Source organism: Ensifer sp. ENS09 (assembly GCF_014852425.1).
Taxonomy (GTDB): Bacteria; Pseudomonadota; Alphaproteobacteria; order Rhizobiales; family Rhizobiaceae; genus Ensifer.
The window spans coordinates 1,026,795-1,044,559 of sequence record NZ_JACVBP010000003.1; the positions used below are offsets into that span (position 1 = coordinate 1,026,795).

Here is a 17,765-nt window from a genome sequence, read left to right on the forward strand (position 1 = left end):
CGGATCTCTGAAGAGTTGCTTGCACGGCCAATTATTCAGAGTTTCCCTTGCCGAAGAAGCATAGATATTCGCAATGTCGATTGCCAAAAAGGCAACGACCGCTGCCTCTTTCTATCGTGGTGATCCCGTGACAAGGCGAAGTGCAGCACAAGCGCGAGTCGTGAAACGCGCGTAATCGCCCGGCCGTAGAAAGCCGGCAGGTTATGCCGGCGGAGAAGCTCTGTTCGCTTGTCGGCTAGGGCTGCCGGAGAATGCCTCTCAGGATCGTCTCGGTGATGGTGGCGGCCGCCTTTTCATAATCGTCGGCTTTCAAGCGGGGTTTTCTGAGCGCATCGACGGCGACAGGTTCGAAGTCCGAGTAAAACTGCGTCGACGCCCAGAGCATGATGAAAAGATGGCGCGGATCCACCGGCAGCATCTTGCCCGCGGCGATCCAGCCCTCGACAACGGCCACATGGGTATCCGTGACCTGGCGGATATGCTCGCGATCCTTCCTGGACAAGAAACGCGCGCCCTGAATGATCTCGCTGGCAAAGAGCCGGGATTCGGCCATGTTCTTGCGCGTGTATTCCAGCTTCGCCTTGATGTAGAGCTTGAACGCTTCTGCCGGCTCCCGCTCCGGCGAGATGTATTTCAGCGCATCGTCCCAACTGGCGATGAGATGTGCGATGATGGCGGTATAGATCTCCTCCTTGGACGAGAAGTAGTAGTAGACATTTGCCTTGGGCAGCCCCGAAGCCTCGGCAATCTCGGCGATGCGCGTGCCGTCGAAGCCCTTGCGAGCGAAGATTTCGATCCCGGCCTTGATGATGAGCCGCATGTTGCGTTCGCGGATGCGCTCTTCGGGATCTCGTACTGCCCTTGCCATATGGTTTCGCCTCCATTTCGCTTCGCACCAGGCAATCGTGCGTGGTGGCGGGACTGCTTTCGCAATTGCCGCGTTTTCCAGCGAAAAGCAAGCGTATCGACCTTCGCCAGAAAGTTGACGATATGGTCAGAAAAACTTGACCGAGTCGTCATTTTTTATCTTTTTGAAAGTTGACACTTTGGTCAGCTTTTGTCTAGTCTCACCTTCAACGAACGGAAGAGGAGCCGTGATGCCGATGCGCTTGAGGGAGGCAATGGCGGAAACGTTTGCGGGCTGGGAGAACGACCTTCCGCCTGTTTGGCGCGATGCGCTCGGCGCCGTCGGCGACGATTTCTCCCGTATCGATGCGGACCTTGATCTCGAGCCGTGGGAACCGATCTTCCCGGTGCGCCGCGGCCGGGTTTTTCCCGGCCAGCCACGGGGCGCACATGCGCTCGCGGCGTTTGACGGCATTGCACCCGATGGCGTGCGCTGCCTCGTGCTTGGGCAAGATCCTTATCCCGAGCCGGGTTTTGCAACGGGGCGGGCGTTCGAGGCGGGCAACTTGGCGGCGTGGGGCGAGCTGGACAAGATGTTCTCAAAGAGCATCCGCGCCTATATGCAGCTGATCGCGGCTGCGCGGCTGGGCGACGAGGATCTCGCGCGCGATTTCGGCCGGTGGCCGGATGTGCGGCATCTGCTTTGCGATCCCGCAGGGTCGTTCGAGCCGCCGAGCCTGATCGCAGATCGTTGGGTCAGGGAGGGGGTGCTCCTGCTCAATGCGTCGCTGACGCTTTCTCGCTTTCGTGTCGATATCGATCCGCACCAGTCGCGCGGTCACCTTGCCTTCTGGCGGCCGTTGATGCTGCGCGTGGTCGACGCGCTTTTGGCGCGCGGTAAGCCAATCGTCTTCCTCGGCTTCGGTGGCGCGGCTGCTGACATCTTTGCAGAAGCCGGCGTTGCCGAGGGGCGCAAGGATCATGTCGCCTATATCCAGCGCGAGCATCCCGCCTTTGCCGACAAGGTGCTCGGCCGGGAAAATCCTTTCCTTCTCAGCAATTCTCATCTGGAGGCGATGGGCGACCGGCCCGTCGCATGGTGACCCATGGCGCGTAACCCGGAATATGATTTTATCATCGTTGGTGCGGGCTCGGCCGGTTGTGTTCTCGCCAACCGCCTGTCGAAGGATCCGACAAACCGCGTGCTTTTGATCGAGGCTGGCGGCAAGGATCGCAACCCCTTGTTCCGGTTGCCGATGCTGATGGGCAAGCTGTTCCATTCGGGCATCTACAACTGGCATTATCACACAGAGCCCGAGCCCCATCTCAACGGCCGCTCGCTCTATTGGCCGCGGGGCAAGGTGCTGGGCGGGACGTCCACCATCAACGGCATGATCTACGTGCGCGGCAATCGCCATGATTACGATCGTTGGTCGCAGCTCGGGCTGCCCGGCTGGTCCTATGACGAGGTGCTTCCGGCATTCCGACGTTCCGAGACCCATGTCGAGCGCAAGGACGCTTTCCACAGCGGCGACGGAGAGCTCACCGTCTGCCGGGCACGCGGCAACAATCCGCTGATGGACGTGTTCTGCGAGGCGGGCATCCAGGCGGGCTACCCGGCCAACGACGACTTCAACGGAGAGACGCAAGAAGGCTTTGGCCGCTACGACTTCACCATCCGCAAGGGAAAACGGTGGTCCACCTCGTGGGCGTTCCTGCGCCCGGCGCTCGGCCGTAAGAACCTCACGGTGCTGACGGGGGCGGAACTCACGCGTTTGATCATCGAAGGCGACCGGGCGTGCGGCGTCGAGTATCTGAAGGACGGCGTCCTGGGACGCGCCCGGGCCACGCGGGAGGTGATCCTCTCTTCAGGCGTGGTCAATTCGCCAAAGGCGTTGCTTCTGTCTGGCATCGGGCCGGCGGACGAGCTTCGGGCGCTTGGCATCGCGCCGGTGCTGGACCTGCCGGGCGTCGGCAAGAACCTCCAGGACCATGTCGACTGCGTCATGAGCTGGGAATGCCGCGAGCCGATCACGCTGTTCAGCGACCTGCGGGCGGACAAACTCATCCCCGCTGTTGCCCAGGGCATGTTGTTCGGCGAGGGCGTCACCACGACGTTCCCTTATGAGGCGGGTGCCTTCATCCGTTCGAACGATGGCCTGATTGCGCCCGACATTCAGCTGCATTTCATGCCGGCGCTGGAAAAGACAGCCAATCTGCACTTCCCCAATCCGTTCCGAAAGAAGCAGGCGGTGGAAGCCAACCACGGGTTCACGATCCGCGTCGGCCCCGTCAATCCGGTGAGCCGCGGCGAGATCACGCTGCGCTCGGCGAACGCGACGGACAAGCCGAAGATCCAGGCCAATTACCTCCGCGACGATTTCGACGTCCGCACGATGATCGATGCCATCCGGCTGACCCGCGACATCGTCGGCCAGAAGGCTTTCGACCGCTATCGCGGCAAGGAGCTGGCTCCGGGGCCGGAAGCGCTTGACGATGCCACTTTGACCCGCTGGCTGCGGGCGACCGCGATGACGACGTTTCATCCGGTCGGGACCGCCAAGATGGGCAACGACCGCATGGCTGTGGTGGACGCGCGGCTCAAGGTGCGCGGCATCGAGGGGCTGCGGGTCGCGGACGCTTCGATCATGCCCGTAATCTCAAGCGGCAACACCAACGCGCCAGCCATCATGATCGGCGAGAAATGCGCCGAATTCATCCTGAACGCATAGGGAGTAACCTGATGATCCTGGAACACCGCACCTACACCTTCAAGCCCGGCACGGTCGACAAGTGGATGAAGAAGTACGAGGCGGACGGCTTGCCTGTACAGAAGCGCCATCTGAACAAGTTCGTTGGTCTCTATGTGTCGGAGCTGGGCACGCTCCACACCACGGTTTTGATGTGGGCCTACGACAGTCTCGCGGACCGAGAAGCGCGCCGGACGGCCATGTATGCCGACCCGGACTGGCAGAAGTTCATCTCCGAAGTCTGGGCGCTGGACGCAATCCAGAAGCAGGAGGTGATGATCATGAACCCGGCCCCCTATTCCCCGCCCCTTTGAGGCGGGAAGCGGCGCAGGGCATTGCCTGCGCCCTGGCATGCGCATGAGAAACGACAAGACAAAAAGAGGGAACAATCATGACGGACAAGACTGGAAATGGCGCACAGCACATGATGCATCGCCGCACATTCCTGCAGGCGAGCGCGGGCGCCGCAGCACTGGCCTTTGCGGCGACCATCGTCCCGGAATTCGCTCGCGCGTCCGGAGGGCTGGTCGCCCTGGTGCACACGCAGGCTGCAGGCGACAATGGTCCGGTGGACCAGATGATCGCCAAGCTCAAGCAGCTTTCGGAAGAAAAGGGTTTTGAGTACCGCGCCATTTACGCGCAGGACCCTGCAACCTATGAGACTGTCTACCGCACGCTCGGCGACGCCGGCGCAGCGATCATCGTCTCGACCTTCAACGAAGTGGCCGAGCCCTTCAAGGCGCTCGCACCTTCCTACCCGAATACCAAGTGGATCCAGCTGTTCGCCGATCCCTTTGAGCCGGCAATCCCGAATGTGGTGACCGTCTCCTACGACTATTATCTTGGCTGCTATCTCTCGGGCGTCTTTGCGGCCAGGATGACGTCGACCGGGAAGACCGGCTTCATCGGCGGGGTTTCCATCCCTCCGCTCAACGCAGACTTCAATGCGTTCAAGGCCGGCGTGCATTCCGTTCGACCGGATGCCACGGTTATCGCCGCCTTCGCAGGCTCGTTCCAGGACCCGGCAAAGGGCCAGGAAATCGCGACCCAAATGTACAATGATGGCATCGACTACATTCAGACCGACGCGGCGGCCACCGATGGCGGCATCATTGCTGCGGCGAACGAGAAGGAAGGCCGCATGGTGAGCTGCCTTGCGCCGGGACAGTATGAGCTCGGCCCGAAATCGCTGATCTCGATCGTCAGCCTCGACTTCGGCGTTTCGCTCTACAACGAAACCGGCAAGGCGGTCGGGCCCGAATGGAAGGGTGGTGCGCACGAGCATACGGGTCTCGGCACGGGCGTCATCGACTTCATTCTCTCGCCGGTCTTTGCCGAGCAGGGGCCGGCGGACCTGAACGCCAGGGCGAAGGAAGCGCTGGTAGAGGTCGACAAGGTTCGTGCCGGCATCCTTGATGGATCCATCAAGGTGCCTTTCAACACCACCCTTTGATTTCCCGGTGCTGGCTGCCGAGCCAGGCCGATCGTTCGAAAGACGTCGGTAAGGCCTCCCCTTTGGGGAGGTCACTGGGGTTCGCGGACCGGTTCCAGCCCTTTTGACGGCCGCGACGCCTGCTCTCGATGGGAAGCTCAATGTCCAAATCTGCGAAATCGGCTCTGGAGTGCCGCAACGTCACCGTCAAATTCGGAGACGTGACGGCGTTGTCGGAGGTTTCAGCTTCGTTCGCGCCGGGGCAAATCCATGCGGTTGTCGGTCAGAACGGCGCCGGCAAGACCACCTTTGCCCGCGTGGCGGCCGGCCTGGTCCAGCCCACTTCCGGCGCCGTCAATGTGATGGGACACGACATCCGGACGGGGCAGGTCAGCGAAAGCCGGGCCGCCGGGGTGGAACTCGTCCACCAGAGCTTTGCCTTGCCGCCGTCCTTCACGGTTGCCGAAGCCATGGAATTTGGCGCAACGGGCAAGGGCGGCGTCTTCAGCCGCAGGGGTCTCGTTGAAAAATGGCGGTCGCATCTTGCGGGTCTCGACGTTCAGGTCGATCTGAACCGGCGGATCAGGGACCTCCCGATCGAGACACAGCAGGGGATAGAGATTGCCCGCGCCCTGGTCACGGATGCGCGCGTCCTCATTCTCGACGAGCCGACCGCGGTCCTGTCCCCGGCCGGCATCGACATGCTGTTCGCGCGCGTTCGCCGCCTTAAGGAACGTGGGGTCACAGTCATCCTTATCCTGCACAAGATCCGCGAGGTGCTGGGCATCGCGGACACAGTCACGGTGTTGCGGGGCGGCCGGAAGGTTGAAGGGCCGCTGCCGGTGGCGGAAGTTTCAAGTGAGCGGCTGGCCAACCTCATCGTCGGGGAGGCCATAGCCAAGACGCTCGGTGGCCAAGACCGCGATGCATTGGTCGGAACGAAGCCAACCGCGCATGGGAACTCCGTTCCGCACACGCATGCGGTCGGGCCTGCCATCCTTTCGATGAAAGCCGTCTCCACGAGGCCGGACAGCGGGGGCATCGCTCTCGATGCCGTTGACCTCGAGATCCGCCCGGGCGAGATCGTCGGTGTCGCCGGGGTGGAAGGCAATGGGCAGAAAACCCTGGTGCGGGCGATCTCCGCACTCGCAGATCTCGAAGGCGGAACGATCAATCTCACTGGGCACGACGTGACCTGGCAGCCACTTGCCGCACGCCGCAAGTTCGGGCTTCGGATCATTCCCTTCGAGCGCAATGTGGAGGGCCTCAGCCTCACGAGCTCCCTCTGGCAAAACTGGAGCGCGCGCGAACTGTTGCAGGGGAGCTTGCTCAAGGGCATTCGGCCCGCTGCGATCCGCGAAGCTTGCGACCGGTCGCTAAAGGCGTGGAGCGTCCACTATAACAATTCCGGGCAGAGGGCCGGGTCGCTTTCGGGCGGCAACGCGCAAAAGGTGATCCTTGCGCGCGAAATCGATTCTGAGGCTAAGCTGATTATTGCGGCTCAGCCAACACGCGGCCTCGACATCGGGGCGACCGCCTTCGTCTGGCAGGCCCTGCGGCAAGCGCGCGACCGTGGCGCGGCCATACTCTTGATCTCGTCGGATCTCGACGAGCTCTTCGACATATCGGATCGCGTCGTGGTGATGCTGTCGGGACGCCTGAATGGCGAGTTCCAAGCGCCCTTCGACATAAGCGTTGTGGGGGCGGCCATGACCGGTGCCGCGGCGGGGGCAAGCGCATGAAAGACAGTCTCATCACCGTCGTTCGCAGCCTGATCTTCGTGACGTTCGCGCTCATCCTTTGCGCGCTCGTGTTCCAGCTTGCCGGCTATAATGCGCCGGTGACACTTTGGGCGGTGCTCGACGGGGCGTTTCTCCGAACCGGGGCGATCGAGCAAAGTCTCCGATGGGCACTGCCGCTGTTCATAACGGCCGTCGGTGTCGGCATCTCCTTCCGCGCGGGATTCTTCAACATCGGTGCCCAGGGCCAGTTCTATGTCGGTGCGATTTGCGCCGCCTTCGCAGCCGAAGCGGTAAGAGGCGGGCCCGCCTTCCTCGTGATCCCGACCCTGCTTCTAGCCGGCATGCTCGGCGGTGCACTCTGGGCGCTCTGGCCGGGATTGCTGCGGCTTCGCTCCGGCACCGACGAGGTCATCACCACACTCATGGGCAACTTCATGGCCGGTCTGCTGCTCGTCTATGTCACTTCGGGGCCGCTCAAGGATCCCTCGGGCTCCGGTCAGCAGGCATCGAGCCGTCCGCTGGACCCGGCCTACCGCATCTCGGATTCCCTCGGTCTTTCGCCAACGATCATCGCGATTGCGGTCGCTGTCGGCATCCTGATGTGGCTGCTGGTCAACCGGACCGCCTTCGGGGTTCTGGCAAGCCTTGCCGGTCGCAACGGCACCATGGTGGAGTGGCAGGGCGCACGTCTCTGCAAGCTCGGCCTCTCGAGTTTCCTGATATCGGGTGCGCTTGCGGGTCTTGCCGGTACCATCGAGTTCATGGGGCCGAACGGCCGCATCGCCTCGGGTTTCCTGCCAGCCCATGGGTTCACGGCGATCCTGATCGCGCTCGTCGCCAACCTCTCCGTTCTCGGGACGGCGGTGGCCGCGGTGTTCTTCGGCGGGCTGGCGTCGGCGGCGCTTTATCTGCCGATCATGGCCGGGCTGCCGTCGGCGGCGATCGACATCATCAATGCGGCGATCGCGCTGTTCATAACGGCAAGGTCGACCGTCATCGATAGGGTGCTGCGTCTCGGAGGGCGCAAGACATGAACGAGATCATCATCTCCATTCTGCGTTCCGGAACGCCGCTGATCTATGTCACGCTCGCCGGCGTTATCGCGCAACGGGCAGGGGTCTGGAACCTCGGCCTCGAGGGACTGATGATCATCGGTGCCTGCGCAACAATTCTCGGCATCATGCTGACCAAGTCCGTTGGCGCTGCCATCCTGATAGCCATCCTCGCCTGCGTCTTGGCCTCGGTGCTTCTTTGGTTCGTCATCGACAGGCTGAAGGCCAATCCCATTATCGCCGGTCTCGGGCTGACGGGCCTTGGCATCGGCGGTACGGCGTTGGCCGTCCAGTCGATCTTTGGCACCCAGGCAACCGTGACGGCACCCTTCGGCATTCCGAAACTGGGGCCGGCCTTTGGTTCCTATGGCGTGCTTTCGGTCGCGGTCGCGGCCATGCCCTTCGTCGTCTTTGCCATGTGGGTGCTGTTGCGGCGAACGCGTTTCGGCCTGCGGCTTGCCGCCTGCGGAGAGCATCCGTTTGCTGCGCGCGGCGTTGGCGCCGACCCTTCGCGCATGCGGCTGGCAGCACTTTCGATCGGCGGCGTCCTGTGCGCCATTGGCGGCGCGGAACTTGCCGCGGGCAGCCTGCAATTCTTTGCCCAGGGCATGACGGCCGGTCGCGGCTTCATGGCGTTTGCGGCGGTCATCTTCGGTGCTGCCCATCCGGTTGGCGCCACCTTCGCCGCCCTGTTCTTCGCCATCGTCGGCGCCATCGGCATCCGGGCGCAGTTGACATTCGGAGACCGGATCCCCCACGACCTCTTGCAGGCCTTGCCGTATCTGGCGACGGTCTTCGGGGTCTGGCTGTCCGGAAAGCTCCGCGGCGGAGCCAAGGGCGCAAGCTCTTTTGCCGAGCTCAGGGATCAATAGTCGCGATGTGGCGGCGGGCGCCATCATCGGATCGTTCAGTCATTTCCGGGACGTAGTCATGCGCGAAATTCTCATCCGCAATGCGACACTTGTTGCAATGGACGGTGCTCGCGGCGCCACCCCGTTTGCCGCCGACATCCTGATCAAAGGCTCCGAGATCAAATCCATCGGGTCGGGGCTTGCGGCTGGCCCCGACGCTCAAATCATCGATGGGCGTGGCAAGTTGGTAATGCCAGGTCTGGTCAATGCCCATACGCATTCCAGCGAGACATTCCTGCGGGGGCGTTATGAGCGCATGCCGCTCGAAGTCTGGCTGCTCTATGCCTATCCCCTATTGATGAATGACCCGATCGGCGAGCGCTTGCTGTACCTGCGCAGCCTGCTCTTGGCGATGGGATCTCTGCGCAACGGCGTCACGACGCTTTGCGACGACTTTTTCGATCCGCCGCGTCACGATCTCGACCGGCTCGCCACCGTCTTTCGCGCCTATGACGATGCCGGCATCCGCGCCAATGTCTCCAGCGCGGCGATGAATGTGCATACGCTCGATGCGCTGCCATTTGCGCGGGAGGTCATGCCCTTGGCGCTGCAGGAGCTGCTTGATTTCGGCCCGCCGATGTCGGCTGAAACCTATGCGGATTATTGCCGAGCGGCCTTTTCCAGCCTGCATGGCATGTCTGGTCGCCTGCGGTTCATGATCGCCCCGTCGGCGCCGCAGCGCTGCACACCGGATCTCATGGCCGCCTGCATGGACCTGGCGGTGGACAAACACGTGCCGTTCCACACGCACATCCTCGAGACCAAGACGCAGGCGGTAACGGGGCTCGTTCGACACGGCAAGTCGCTGATCGCCTACATGCACGACCTTGGGCTTCTAAAGCGCAATACGACCATCGCACACTCGGTATGGGTGAGCGACGACGACATCGAGCTCATGGGGCAGGCGGGCGTCTCCATCGCTCATAATGCCGTCTCGAACCTGAAGCTTGGCGCCGGCATCGCGCCGATCCGCCGCCTGCTCGATGCCGGCGTCACTGTTGGCCTCGGCACCGATGGCGTTTCGTCGAACGATACATCGCGCATCTTCGACGTCATGCGCGTCGCCGGTCTCGTACATAGTGCTGCCGGTCCCGACTATGAGAGATGGCTGAAGGCGGACGAGATTCTCGCCATGGCGACCATCGGCGGCGCGAAAACGGCGATGCTGGAGCAGGTGACCGGCTCCCTCGAAGTCGGCAAATCGGCTGATCTCCTGGTCCTGAACATGCGCAACTATCCCTTCCAGCCTCTCAATGATATCGCCAAGCACCTTGTCTACTCGGAAAATGGATCCTCGATCGAGACGGTCATGGTTGCCGGACGGGTTGTGATGCAGGACGGTCGTTTGACCACGGTGGATGAACAGGCCGTGCTCAATGAGATTTCCGAGCTCGTACCGGCCTATCTTGCCGAACATGCCGAGCTTGAGCGCCGCAATGCGATCTTCGAACCCGCCATGGCACAAATCCATCGCATGGCGACCGGGATGGATCTCCCGCTCAACCGATACCAGGGCGATATGGTGTGAACTAAACTGGCGCAGCACACGATATCGGCCAAGAACACCGATCGTCCGCCAGCGCATTTTGGCCGCATGAGGCCAAAGGGGTCCGGCAGGGCCGTCTGCGCCGAAATTTGCGACACCATATGGCCCCTGGACCACTTTATAAAAAGTGGTCCTTGTCGATCCAGGTGTTCCCCGTTCTGTTCAGTCCGCAACAAGAAGGAGGAATGCCGTGGTTGTCGACAAAGGCGGGATCGTATTTGCAAACGGTCAGGGAGAATTCTGGACGGATGAACGGTGCTACATCACCGAACTGCACAATTGCGACGCGTCGCCCGAGGCGTCGCTTGCCGTCGCCCGGGTGGAGGTTGGGGTTACCACGCAACTGCACAGCCTCACCGGTGTGATCGAGCGCTACGTTCTTCGCCAGGGCGAGGGCATTCTCGAGGTCGATGGGGTCAAGCAGAAGCTGCGCGTCGGCGATCAGGCGGTGATACCGGCCGGTGCGGCGCAACGTATCGAAAACACAGGCTCGGTCGACCTGGAGTTCTATTGCCTGTGCACGCCGCGCTTTTTCCCGGATTCCTACGTGAACCTGGAACAATAACGAAGCGTTGCGGCGCCTAGCCGGCGGATTTTCCGCCTGCCAGGCTGCAGATGGTTTCGATTGCGAACTGCATGGTTTGCAGCGGGCGGACAAAGGGCAGGCGTATGACGTCGCCGAAATTTTCCCGCGCGGAATAGCCGGGTCCGGCCGACAGGAACAGGCGATGGCGTTGTGCTTCCTGGCACAAGGCCACCGCATCGATGCCGGGCATGTGGATCCACATCGCAGTCCCTCCCGAGGGACGCGACCAATGCCAGTGGCCTGGCGCATGATCGGCGATGATCCTTTCTGCCGCCTCCAGATGCTCGGAAATCTCGCGGTGACGATAGACCCGCGCCTCGCGAATGTTCTCGAGCAGGCCGACGGCCAGGTGCTGATCGAACATCGAGCAGCCGAGATCATTGACCGCCTTGAAGCTCGCCAGGCGCTTCACGACCGGCGGCGCGGCACGGATCCAGCCGATGCGCAGGCCGCCCCAGAATAGCTTCGAAAGCGTGCCGATGGTTGCGACAAGCTCCGTGTTGGCTTGTCCCGCCACAGGGCGCGGTGTTCGTCCGGCGATGGTCGAAAGCTCGTTCTGCGCGCCGTCCTCGATCAGAAACGTCGGATAGCGCTCGAGGAGGTCGAGGAGCTCACGCCGGCTCTGATCGCTGAGCGAACGACCGGTCGGATTGTGCGCTTCGGGAAAGAGATAAAGTAGCCTCGGGCGGTTCTTGAGTGCCTTCTCCAATTTGCCGATATCGAGGCCCTCGTCGGTCACCGCGATCGGAACGATCCGCGCGTTGCGGCGGCGAAAGGCTTCGAGCGAACCGCGATAGACAGGGTCTTCGACCACCACCGCGTCCGACGCATCCACCATAGCATTGGCGAGCAACCAGACGGCCTGCTGCGCGCCGCTGGTAATCAGGATGTTGTCCGGATGAGTCGGCAACCCAAGGTCCGCGTAATAGCGCGCGATGGCCCAGCGCAGCGCCGGCAGGCCGGAGGCGTCGTAGCCGAGGCCTGCTGCCACACTGGCAAGGTCCGCCCCTTTCAACGCCGCCAGCATTTCGGTCAGGATGGGTGACGGCTGCAGGGCGCCGCTCGTCATGTCGATGTCCTGCGGCAGCGCCCGGATCTCGCCGGCCAAACGCGTGTGCGCAGCTCCTGACGGCGCCGCGGCCGCGACGATGCGGTGGCCGCTGCCATGGCGGCTGTCCAGCACCCCGGCGTCCCGCAGCGAGCCGTAGGCCGCCACGACCGTCCCGCGGCTGACCGCAAGCGCCGTCGCCAGCGCCCGTTCCGACGGCAGGACACCGCCGACGGGCAATTCCCTTGCCGTAATCAATCTGCCGATCGAAAGACTGAGCTGCTCGCTGACCTTGCCGTCTGGGGTTCGCCAGTTGCCGATAAGCCGGCCGATGCGGGCGGGAGAAATCCTGTTCATGTGTGATCCACTTCTCGACAAGTGGACTTTGTCAGATCCCCGTGACTGGAGCAACGTGGTTCCCGGAGAACAGAGAGGAAGAGTTTCCAAGCGGAGGCTCGAAGGGAGGATATATGGGTTCCTTTGCCACGAGGGGCGAACATGCCCCGTTGGCCGTAAGGCAGGTTGCGCCGACGCGCTCGCATGCGAACAAGCGCTACCTGGTGCTTGGCGGTGCGGGCGGCGCCGGCAAGGCGGCTGCAGGATTGCTCGTTGCCGAGGGTGCCTCGGTCGTCATCGGCGATGTCCGTGCGCAAGCCCTGGAAGAGGCTATCGCGAGCCTGGGACATGACCGCAAGGCGCTGTCCGGCGTTGTCGTCGACCTGGCCGATGCAGGCTCGATCGCAGCTGCGATCAAGGAAGCCGAAGCGCGCCTTGGTGCAATCGACGGGCTGGTAAACTGCGCGGCGATCGTTCGCCATGTCGATCCGCTCGAAACGCCCTGGAGCGATTGGGAGCGCATCTTCTCCATCAACGTCTACGGCGCGTTCGAGGCAGCCAGGCTCGTTTCCAAGGCAATGATTGCCAAGGGCATCAAGGGCGCGATCGTCAATGTCGCTTCGGAGGCCGGCAAGAAAGGCCATACGCAGTCGCTGGCCTACAGCGCCAGCAAGGCGGCCATGATCAATTTCACCCGCGTTCTGTCCGAAGTGCTTGCGCCGCAGGACATCAACGTCAACTGCGTCTGCCCCGGCGGCATGGCGACGGACATGTTGCGTGAGGTTGCTGTCGCCTATGGCGACCTGGTCAAGCAGGCGCCCGACGAGGTCTTCAAGCAGCTCGTCAGCTCGCAGTTGCGTCGTCATATCGACCCGGTCGAGGTGGCGCGGACGATTTCGTTCCTGCTCAGCGACGACGCGATCATCATTCGCGGTCAGGCGATCAACGCCGACGGTGGCGACACGCCGTACTGATCGGTGCGCCGACGAACCGGCGTCCGCAGCGTTCCACCATCGCGACACACTTGCTCATGGAGTCCAAGATGACGACTACCAGCAAATTCCTGCATATCTGCCTCGGTTCCTTGCTCGCCGTTGCGGCGACGACAGCGTCCGCCAGGGCCGACGACACGTCCTATGTCCTGGTGACACCGAGCCGCATCGGCGTGAACAAGTTCCTCGGTCTCGGCAAGACGGGGATCGAAAAGGCCGCCGAGGCTCAAGGGGCGAAAGCGCGCATATTCGAGGGCACGGATCCGTCGACCCGCCGTCAGAACGTTCAGGCCGCCATCGACATGGGCGCCCCGATCGTCACGGTCATGGGCTTCGAGTTCGGTGACATCATTGCCGATCTGGCACCGGAAAACCCGGAAACGAAGTTCGTAATCATCGACACCTGCATTCCGGAAGCACCGGAGAATGTCTATTGCGCGGTGTTCCGCGAACAGGAAATTGCCTATCTCGCCGGGGCCGAAGCTGCCCTGACGTCACAGAGCAAGACGGTGGCCGTGATCGGTGCGCTCGATATTCCGTTCCTGCATCGCTACACGGATTCCTACGAACTCGGCGCCAAGGCTGCCAACCCCGACATCAACGTGCTGCCGACGGCGTGGATCGGCGGAGACAATCCCTTCCAGGATCCGGTGCGGGCACAGACCCAGGCGGTCCTGCAGCTCTCCAACGGAGCAGACCGCATCTACGCGGTCGCGGCCGGCAGCAACGGCGGCGTGTTCAAGGCGGTGGCGGAAAAGCCGGGAGCGATGGCGATCGGCCTCGACGTCAACCAATGCGGCGATGCGCCCGGCGCGATACTCGACAGCACGCTCAAACGCGTGGACGTCGTTCTTCCCGCAACCATCGACGGCATCCTGAAAGGCACGGCTAAGCCTGTCGAGAGCTTCGGTCTGGCGGAAGGCGGGCTCGAACTCGTTGCCATGTCCGAGGACCTGGCCGCGTCCGGCTGCATGATCGCCAAGGCGCCTGATGTCATCGGCAAGCTGACCGAGATCCAGGCAAAGATCGTGTCGGGCGCCATCACCGTGCCTGACCCCATGGCCCAATAGCGGTCCGGGAGCTGAAGCAATGACCTTGCTCCAGATGAAGGGCATCTCGAAGCGATTTGGCAGTCTCGTTGCCAATGACGGGATCGACCTTTCGGTCAAAAGCGGTGAAATCCATGCCTTGATGGGAGAAAACGGGGCGGGAAAATCGACCCTGATGAACATCCTGTATGGGTTGCTCAAGCCGGATGCCAGCGAGATCCGGATCGATGGCAAGGCGATGGACTTCGCAAGCCCGCTCGGTGCTATCGCTGCCGGTGTCGGCATGGTCCACCAGACGTTCAGGCAGTTTCCCGACCTGACCGTCTGGGAGAACCTGGTGTTCCAGAACGAACCGGGACAGGGGCCGTTTGTTTCCGCAGCTGCCGCGCGCGATGTCGTGCGGCAGCTCGGGGAAAAACACGGCCTGGAGATTAATCCCGACAGCCGCGTGCGGGATCTGGCGGTGGGCATTCGCCAGCGTCTCGAGATCCTGAAGGCGCTTTCGCGCCAGGCAAAGGTACTGATACTCGACGAGCCGACGGCGGTGCTTACGCCGCAGGAGCGCGACAGTCTCTTTGTGGCGATGCGCCATCTGGCAAGCCAGGGCATGGCTCTCATCCTGGTGACGCACAAGATCCCCGAGGTCATTGCCGTCACCGACGAGATCACGGTCATGCGTGACGGGAGGGTCTCGGGCGCGTTGACGACCCGGCAGACCAACGAGGCGGAGATCATCCGCGCGATGGTCGGACGCAACGTGCCACCGACGGTCGCCGCGAAGGTCACGCCGACCGCACAGCCGATGCTCTCTGTGCGGAACCTGTCAGTGCGAAAGGGCGGCGTGGCCGTGGTAAACGACGTCACATTCGATGTGCGGCCGGGCGAAATCGTCGGGATCGCCGGCGTTTCGGGAAACGGGCAGCCGCAGTTGATTTCGGCCGTGACCGGGCTTGAGGCTTCGACCGGCGAGGTCGTCATCGCAGGGCGGAACGTTTCGGGGCTTTCGATCGCCGAACGCCGCGCCGTCGGCATTTCATACGTGCCGGAAGATCGTCACCTGACGGGCACGGCACCGGCCGCTTCGATCGCCGAAAACATTGCCTTCGGCACGCATCGAACGGCCGCGGTGTCGAGCTACGGGTTTTTGAAGAAGCAAGCGATCCGCGCGCAGGCCCGCAAGCTCATCGAACAATTCAAGGTGAAGGCCGCCTCGGAAGACGTGCCGATCGGATCGCTGTCGGGCGGCAACATGCAGAAGGTCGTCATCGCGCGCGAAATCGAGCACGGGTCGCCGCTGATCGTCATCGAAGAGCCGACACGGGGCGTGGACGTCGGGGCGATCGAATTCATCCACAAGACCCTGATCGCCGAACGGGACAAGGGCCGGGCCATTCTGGTGGTCTCGTCCGACCTCACCGAGCTGCTGGCGCTCTCAGACCGGATTCTCGTGATGTTTGAAGGCCGTATTGACGCCAGCCTCAGTGGGAAAGACATGAACGAAGACACCATTGGGAGATGGATGATGGGGGGAGCGGCAGGGGCATGACAGGAGTTGGTCTCGAGACGAAATCTCGATTGACGGCAATCTTGCTGTCCATCGCGGTCGCCGTCGTGCTTGGGGGGCTCGTGGTGCTTTCGACCGGCGCCAATCCCCTCTCGGTCTATCAGGAAATCGTCCAGGGTGCGCTTCTGGGGCGCGGTCTGGGTGAGACGCTCAGCCGCTCGGTCCCGTTGATCGGCATGGGTCTTGCCGCCGCAATTGCCTTTCGCGCCGGCCTCATCAATCTCGGCGGCGACGGGCAGATGTTGGTGGGCGGGCTCGCGGCCGCGCTCGTTGCGCTCTACGTTCCGGCACCAGGGGCCGTGCGGGCCGTGCTCGCCTTGACGGCCGCCATTTGTGCGGGCGGGCTTTATGCCTGGATCGCGGCGGTGCTTCAGCTTGGCCTCGCCATCCCGTTTCTGATCACGAGCCTCCTGCTCAGCTACATCGCACGCGGCGTCACATCCTATCTGGTACGCTACCCGTTGCGCGATCCCTCGACGGGCATGCCGGAAACCTATCGCGTCGCCTCCGCGGCGCGCCTCCCAAGCAGCATTTTCGATCTGCCGGTCAGCGTCGGAATGTTGATCATGGCCGCGGTTGCGGTTGCGGTCATCGTCAACGACAAACATGGCGTCAACGGTTTCGAGTGGCGAATGACTGGGCTTAATCCGCGTTTCGCCGGGTACTTGGGCACGAACCTGCCGCGGCAGACGCAGCAGGTGGCATTCCTGAGCGGCGCTCTTGCCGGTCTGGTTGGGGCGCTGTTGATCCTCGGGCAGCAGTACCGGTTCACCGACGGGGCCTTGCTTGCGCCGGGCTATACCTGGTCGGGGCTGATGGCTGCGGTTCTTGCGATGGCAAACCCGATCGCGACGGTCGTCACCGCGGCGTTCTTCGCGGCGCTGCAGGTGGGGGGCTTCGCCATGGAACGGGCGCTCGGTCTTCCGGCTGTCCTCACATGGGTTCTGCAGGCGCTGATCATTCTGTGCCTCGCTGCACGTCCCGTGTTCTTCAAGAGGCGATAGACCATGCTCAACATGCTTCTTTCGCAGGTCCTCGATCTGATGACGCCGGTGCTTCTGGCGGCGATGGCCGGAACATTGTGCGAGCGCGCAGGCGTCTTCAACATCGCGCTTGAGGGCAAGATGCTGGTCGGCGCTTTCGCCGCGGTCGCGGCGAGCGTTGCCTTCGGCTCGCCGATGGTTGCGGTTCTGTTCGCCGTCGTCTGCACCGCGGTCTTCGCGTTCCCCCTTGCGCTCGGCGGCGCCCGCTTCGGCGGCGATCCGATCGTGATCGGCATCGGGCTGAACCTGCTGGCCGCAGGGCTGACAACCTATCTTCTGAGCGCGCTTTTCGGCGTCACCGGCACACTGGTCGATCCCGCGGTGATCGCCTTGCCGCGCTTCGGCATCGGCGCTCTTGCCGGGATTCCCGTCCTCGGCGCCATCGCCGATGGGCACAATCTGCTGGTCTATCTCTCATGGCTGCTCGTGCTCGTCCTCAACGTCTACCTGTTTCGCACGCGATGGGGCCTGCGCTTGCGGGGGATCGGTGAAGTGCCGTCTGCAGCAGCAGCGATGGGCGCGAATGTGAACCGCTATCAGACGGCGATCGTGCTTCTCGCGGGCGCTCTGTGCGGTCTGGCGGGTGCGCAGCTGGCGCTCGGCTCAGTCGCCCTATTTGCCGAAAACATGACGGCCGGTCGCGGTTGGATCGCGGTGGTTGCCGTCATGCTTGGGCGCGCCCATCCGCTCGGCATCGCGCTCGCCTGTTTCGGTTTCGGTCTAGCAGACGCGATCGGCCTCCGGCTGCAGGGCCAGGGCTTGCCGAACCAGATCACCGATATCGCGCCCTACGCGATCACCCTGTTGGCGATGATCGGCCTCGGCCTGCGCGGGGCGATGAGAAAGATAAGAAATACCTGAGGAGGAA

General features: G+C 62.8%; 16 protein-coding genes. 14 read left to right on the plus strand and 2 right to left on the minus strand.

Going from position 1 to position 17,765, the window contains the following annotated elements; translation table 11 throughout:
- Positions 1-235: 235 nt before the first annotated feature.
- On the minus strand, positions 236-868 hold the full coding sequence (locus tag IB267_RS19940; RefSeq protein WP_192449138.1) for a TetR family transcriptional regulator C-terminal domain-containing protein: 633 nt from the start codon (positions 866-868) through the stop codon (positions 236-238).
- Between the two features lie 253 nt (positions 869-1,121).
- Between IB267_RS19940 and IB267_RS19945 the strand changes: the two genes are divergently transcribed.
- From IB267_RS19945 to IB267_RS19985, 9 genes are all read left to right on the plus strand, one after another.
- Positions 1,122-1,949, plus strand: coding sequence for a uracil-DNA glycosylase (locus tag IB267_RS19945; protein ID WP_192449305.1), 828 nt, complete (start codon positions 1,122-1,124; stop codon positions 1,947-1,949).
- A 3-nt stretch (positions 1,950-1,952) separates the two neighbouring features.
- Positions 1,953-3,578 carry a GMC family oxidoreductase gene (locus IB267_RS19950; protein ID WP_192449139.1) on the plus strand — a complete coding sequence of 542 codons (1,626 nt, stop codon included), beginning with the start codon at positions 1,953-1,955 and terminating at the stop codon, positions 3,576-3,578.
- 11 nt (positions 3,579-3,589) lie between these two features.
- Complete coding sequence (locus IB267_RS19955) at positions 3,590-3,910, plus strand: NIPSNAP family protein (protein WP_043612319.1); 321 nt, start codon at positions 3,590-3,592, stop codon at positions 3,908-3,910.
- A gap of 113 nt (positions 3,911-4,023) precedes the next feature.
- Positions 4,024-5,049, plus strand: a complete 1,026-nt coding sequence (locus tag IB267_RS19960) for a BMP family ABC transporter substrate-binding protein (RefSeq protein ID WP_192449306.1) — start codon at positions 4,024-4,026, stop codon at positions 5,047-5,049.
- A 140-nt stretch (positions 5,050-5,189) separates the two neighbouring features.
- Positions 5,190-6,770, plus strand: a complete 1,581-nt coding sequence (locus tag IB267_RS19965) for an ABC transporter ATP-binding protein (protein ID WP_192449140.1) — start codon at positions 5,190-5,192, stop codon at positions 6,768-6,770.
- Positions 6,767-7,804: an ABC transporter permease gene (locus IB267_RS19970; protein ID WP_192449141.1), complete on the plus strand. Its 1,038-nt coding sequence runs from the start codon at positions 6,767-6,769 to the stop codon at positions 7,802-7,804. The genes IB267_RS19965 and IB267_RS19970 overlap by 4 nt, the downstream gene beginning before the upstream one ends.
- Positions 7,801-8,694: an ABC transporter permease gene (locus tag IB267_RS19975; protein ID WP_192449142.1), complete on the plus strand. Its 894-nt coding sequence runs from the start codon at positions 7,801-7,803 to the stop codon at positions 8,692-8,694. The genes IB267_RS19970 and IB267_RS19975 overlap by 4 nt, the downstream gene beginning before the upstream one ends.
- Before the next feature lie 58 nt (positions 8,695-8,752).
- Entirely contained in the window at positions 8,753-10,261 is a 1,509-nt protein-coding gene (locus IB267_RS19980) for an amidohydrolase (RefSeq protein ID WP_192449143.1), read from the plus strand.
- A gap of 208 nt (positions 10,262-10,469) precedes the next feature.
- Entirely contained in the window at positions 10,470-10,844 is a 375-nt protein-coding gene (locus IB267_RS19985; RefSeq protein WP_245281576.1) for a cupin domain-containing protein, read from the plus strand.
- 16 nt (positions 10,845-10,860) lie between these two features.
- Here the strand turns inward: IB267_RS19985 and IB267_RS19990 are convergent, their stop codons facing one another.
- On the minus strand, positions 10,861-12,270 hold the full coding sequence (locus tag IB267_RS19990) for a PLP-dependent aminotransferase family protein (RefSeq protein ID WP_192449144.1): 1,410 nt from the start codon (positions 12,268-12,270) through the stop codon (positions 10,861-10,863).
- Between the two features lie 113 nt (positions 12,271-12,383).
- Here IB267_RS19990 and IB267_RS19995 point away from each other — a divergent pair, with 113 nt between their 5' ends.
- The 5 genes from IB267_RS19995 (at position 12,384) to IB267_RS20015 (ending at position 17,758) form a co-directional block, all read left to right on the plus strand.
- A complete protein-coding gene (locus IB267_RS19995) occupies positions 12,384-13,223 on the plus strand; it encodes an SDR family NAD(P)-dependent oxidoreductase (RefSeq protein WP_052201598.1) in 840 nt (279 codons plus the stop codon).
- A gap of 68 nt (positions 13,224-13,291) precedes the next feature.
- Positions 13,292-14,311, plus strand: a complete 1,020-nt coding sequence (locus tag IB267_RS20000; protein WP_192449145.1) for a BMP family ABC transporter substrate-binding protein — start codon at positions 13,292-13,294, stop codon at positions 14,309-14,311.
- A gap of 19 nt (positions 14,312-14,330) precedes the next feature.
- Complete coding sequence (locus tag IB267_RS20005) at positions 14,331-15,836, plus strand: ABC transporter ATP-binding protein (protein ID WP_192449146.1); 1,506 nt, start codon at positions 14,331-14,333, stop codon at positions 15,834-15,836.
- Positions 15,837-15,865: 29 nt separating this feature from the next.
- Entirely contained in the window at positions 15,866-16,858 is a 993-nt protein-coding gene (locus IB267_RS20010) for an ABC transporter permease (RefSeq protein WP_246810720.1), read from the plus strand.
- Positions 16,859-16,861: 3 nt separating this feature from the next.
- Entirely contained in the window at positions 16,862-17,758 is an 897-nt protein-coding gene (locus IB267_RS20015) for an ABC transporter permease (RefSeq protein WP_192449148.1), read from the plus strand.
- Positions 17,759-17,765: the final 7 nt, after the last annotated feature.

Coding starts and splice junctions, on each gene's coding strand:
- IB267_RS19960 (WP_192449306.1), top strand. CDS start 4,024: ATGCATCGCCGCACATTCCTGCAGGCGAGCGCGGGCGCCGCAGCACTG.
- IB267_RS19970 (WP_192449141.1), top strand. CDS start 6,767: ATGAAAGACAGTCTCATCACCGTCGTTCGCAGCCTGATCTTCGTGACG.
- IB267_RS20005 (WP_192449146.1), top strand. CDS start 14,331: ATGACCTTGCTCCAGATGAAGGGCATCTCGAAGCGATTTGGCAGTCTC.
- IB267_RS19975 (WP_192449142.1), top strand. CDS start 7,801: ATGAACGAGATCATCATCTCCATTCTGCGTTCCGGAACGCCGCTGATC.
- IB267_RS19945 (WP_192449305.1), top strand. CDS start 1,122: ATGGCGGAAACGTTTGCGGGCTGGGAGAACGACCTTCCGCCTGTTTGG.
- IB267_RS19965 (WP_192449140.1), top strand. CDS start 5,190: ATGTCCAAATCTGCGAAATCGGCTCTGGAGTGCCGCAACGTCACCGTC.
- IB267_RS19955 (WP_043612319.1), top strand. CDS start 3,590: ATGATCCTGGAACACCGCACCTACACCTTCAAGCCCGGCACGGTCGAC.
- IB267_RS20015 (WP_192449148.1), top strand. CDS start 16,862: ATGCTCAACATGCTTCTTTCGCAGGTCCTCGATCTGATGACGCCGGTG.
- IB267_RS19995 (WP_052201598.1), top strand. CDS start 12,384: ATGGGTTCCTTTGCCACGAGGGGCGAACATGCCCCGTTGGCCGTAAGG.
- IB267_RS20000 (WP_192449145.1), top strand. CDS start 13,292: ATGACGACTACCAGCAAATTCCTGCATATCTGCCTCGGTTCCTTGCTC.
- IB267_RS19940 (WP_192449138.1), bottom strand. CDS start 868: ATGGCAAGGGCAGTACGAGATCCCGAAGAGCGCATCCGCGAACGCAAC.
- IB267_RS19950 (WP_192449139.1), top strand. CDS start 1,953: ATGGCGCGTAACCCGGAATATGATTTTATCATCGTTGGTGCGGGCTCG.
- IB267_RS19990 (WP_192449144.1), bottom strand. CDS start 12,270: ATGAACAGGATTTCTCCCGCCCGCATCGGCCGGCTTATCGGCAACTGG.
- IB267_RS19980 (WP_192449143.1), top strand. CDS start 8,753: ATGCGCGAAATTCTCATCCGCAATGCGACACTTGTTGCAATGGACGGT.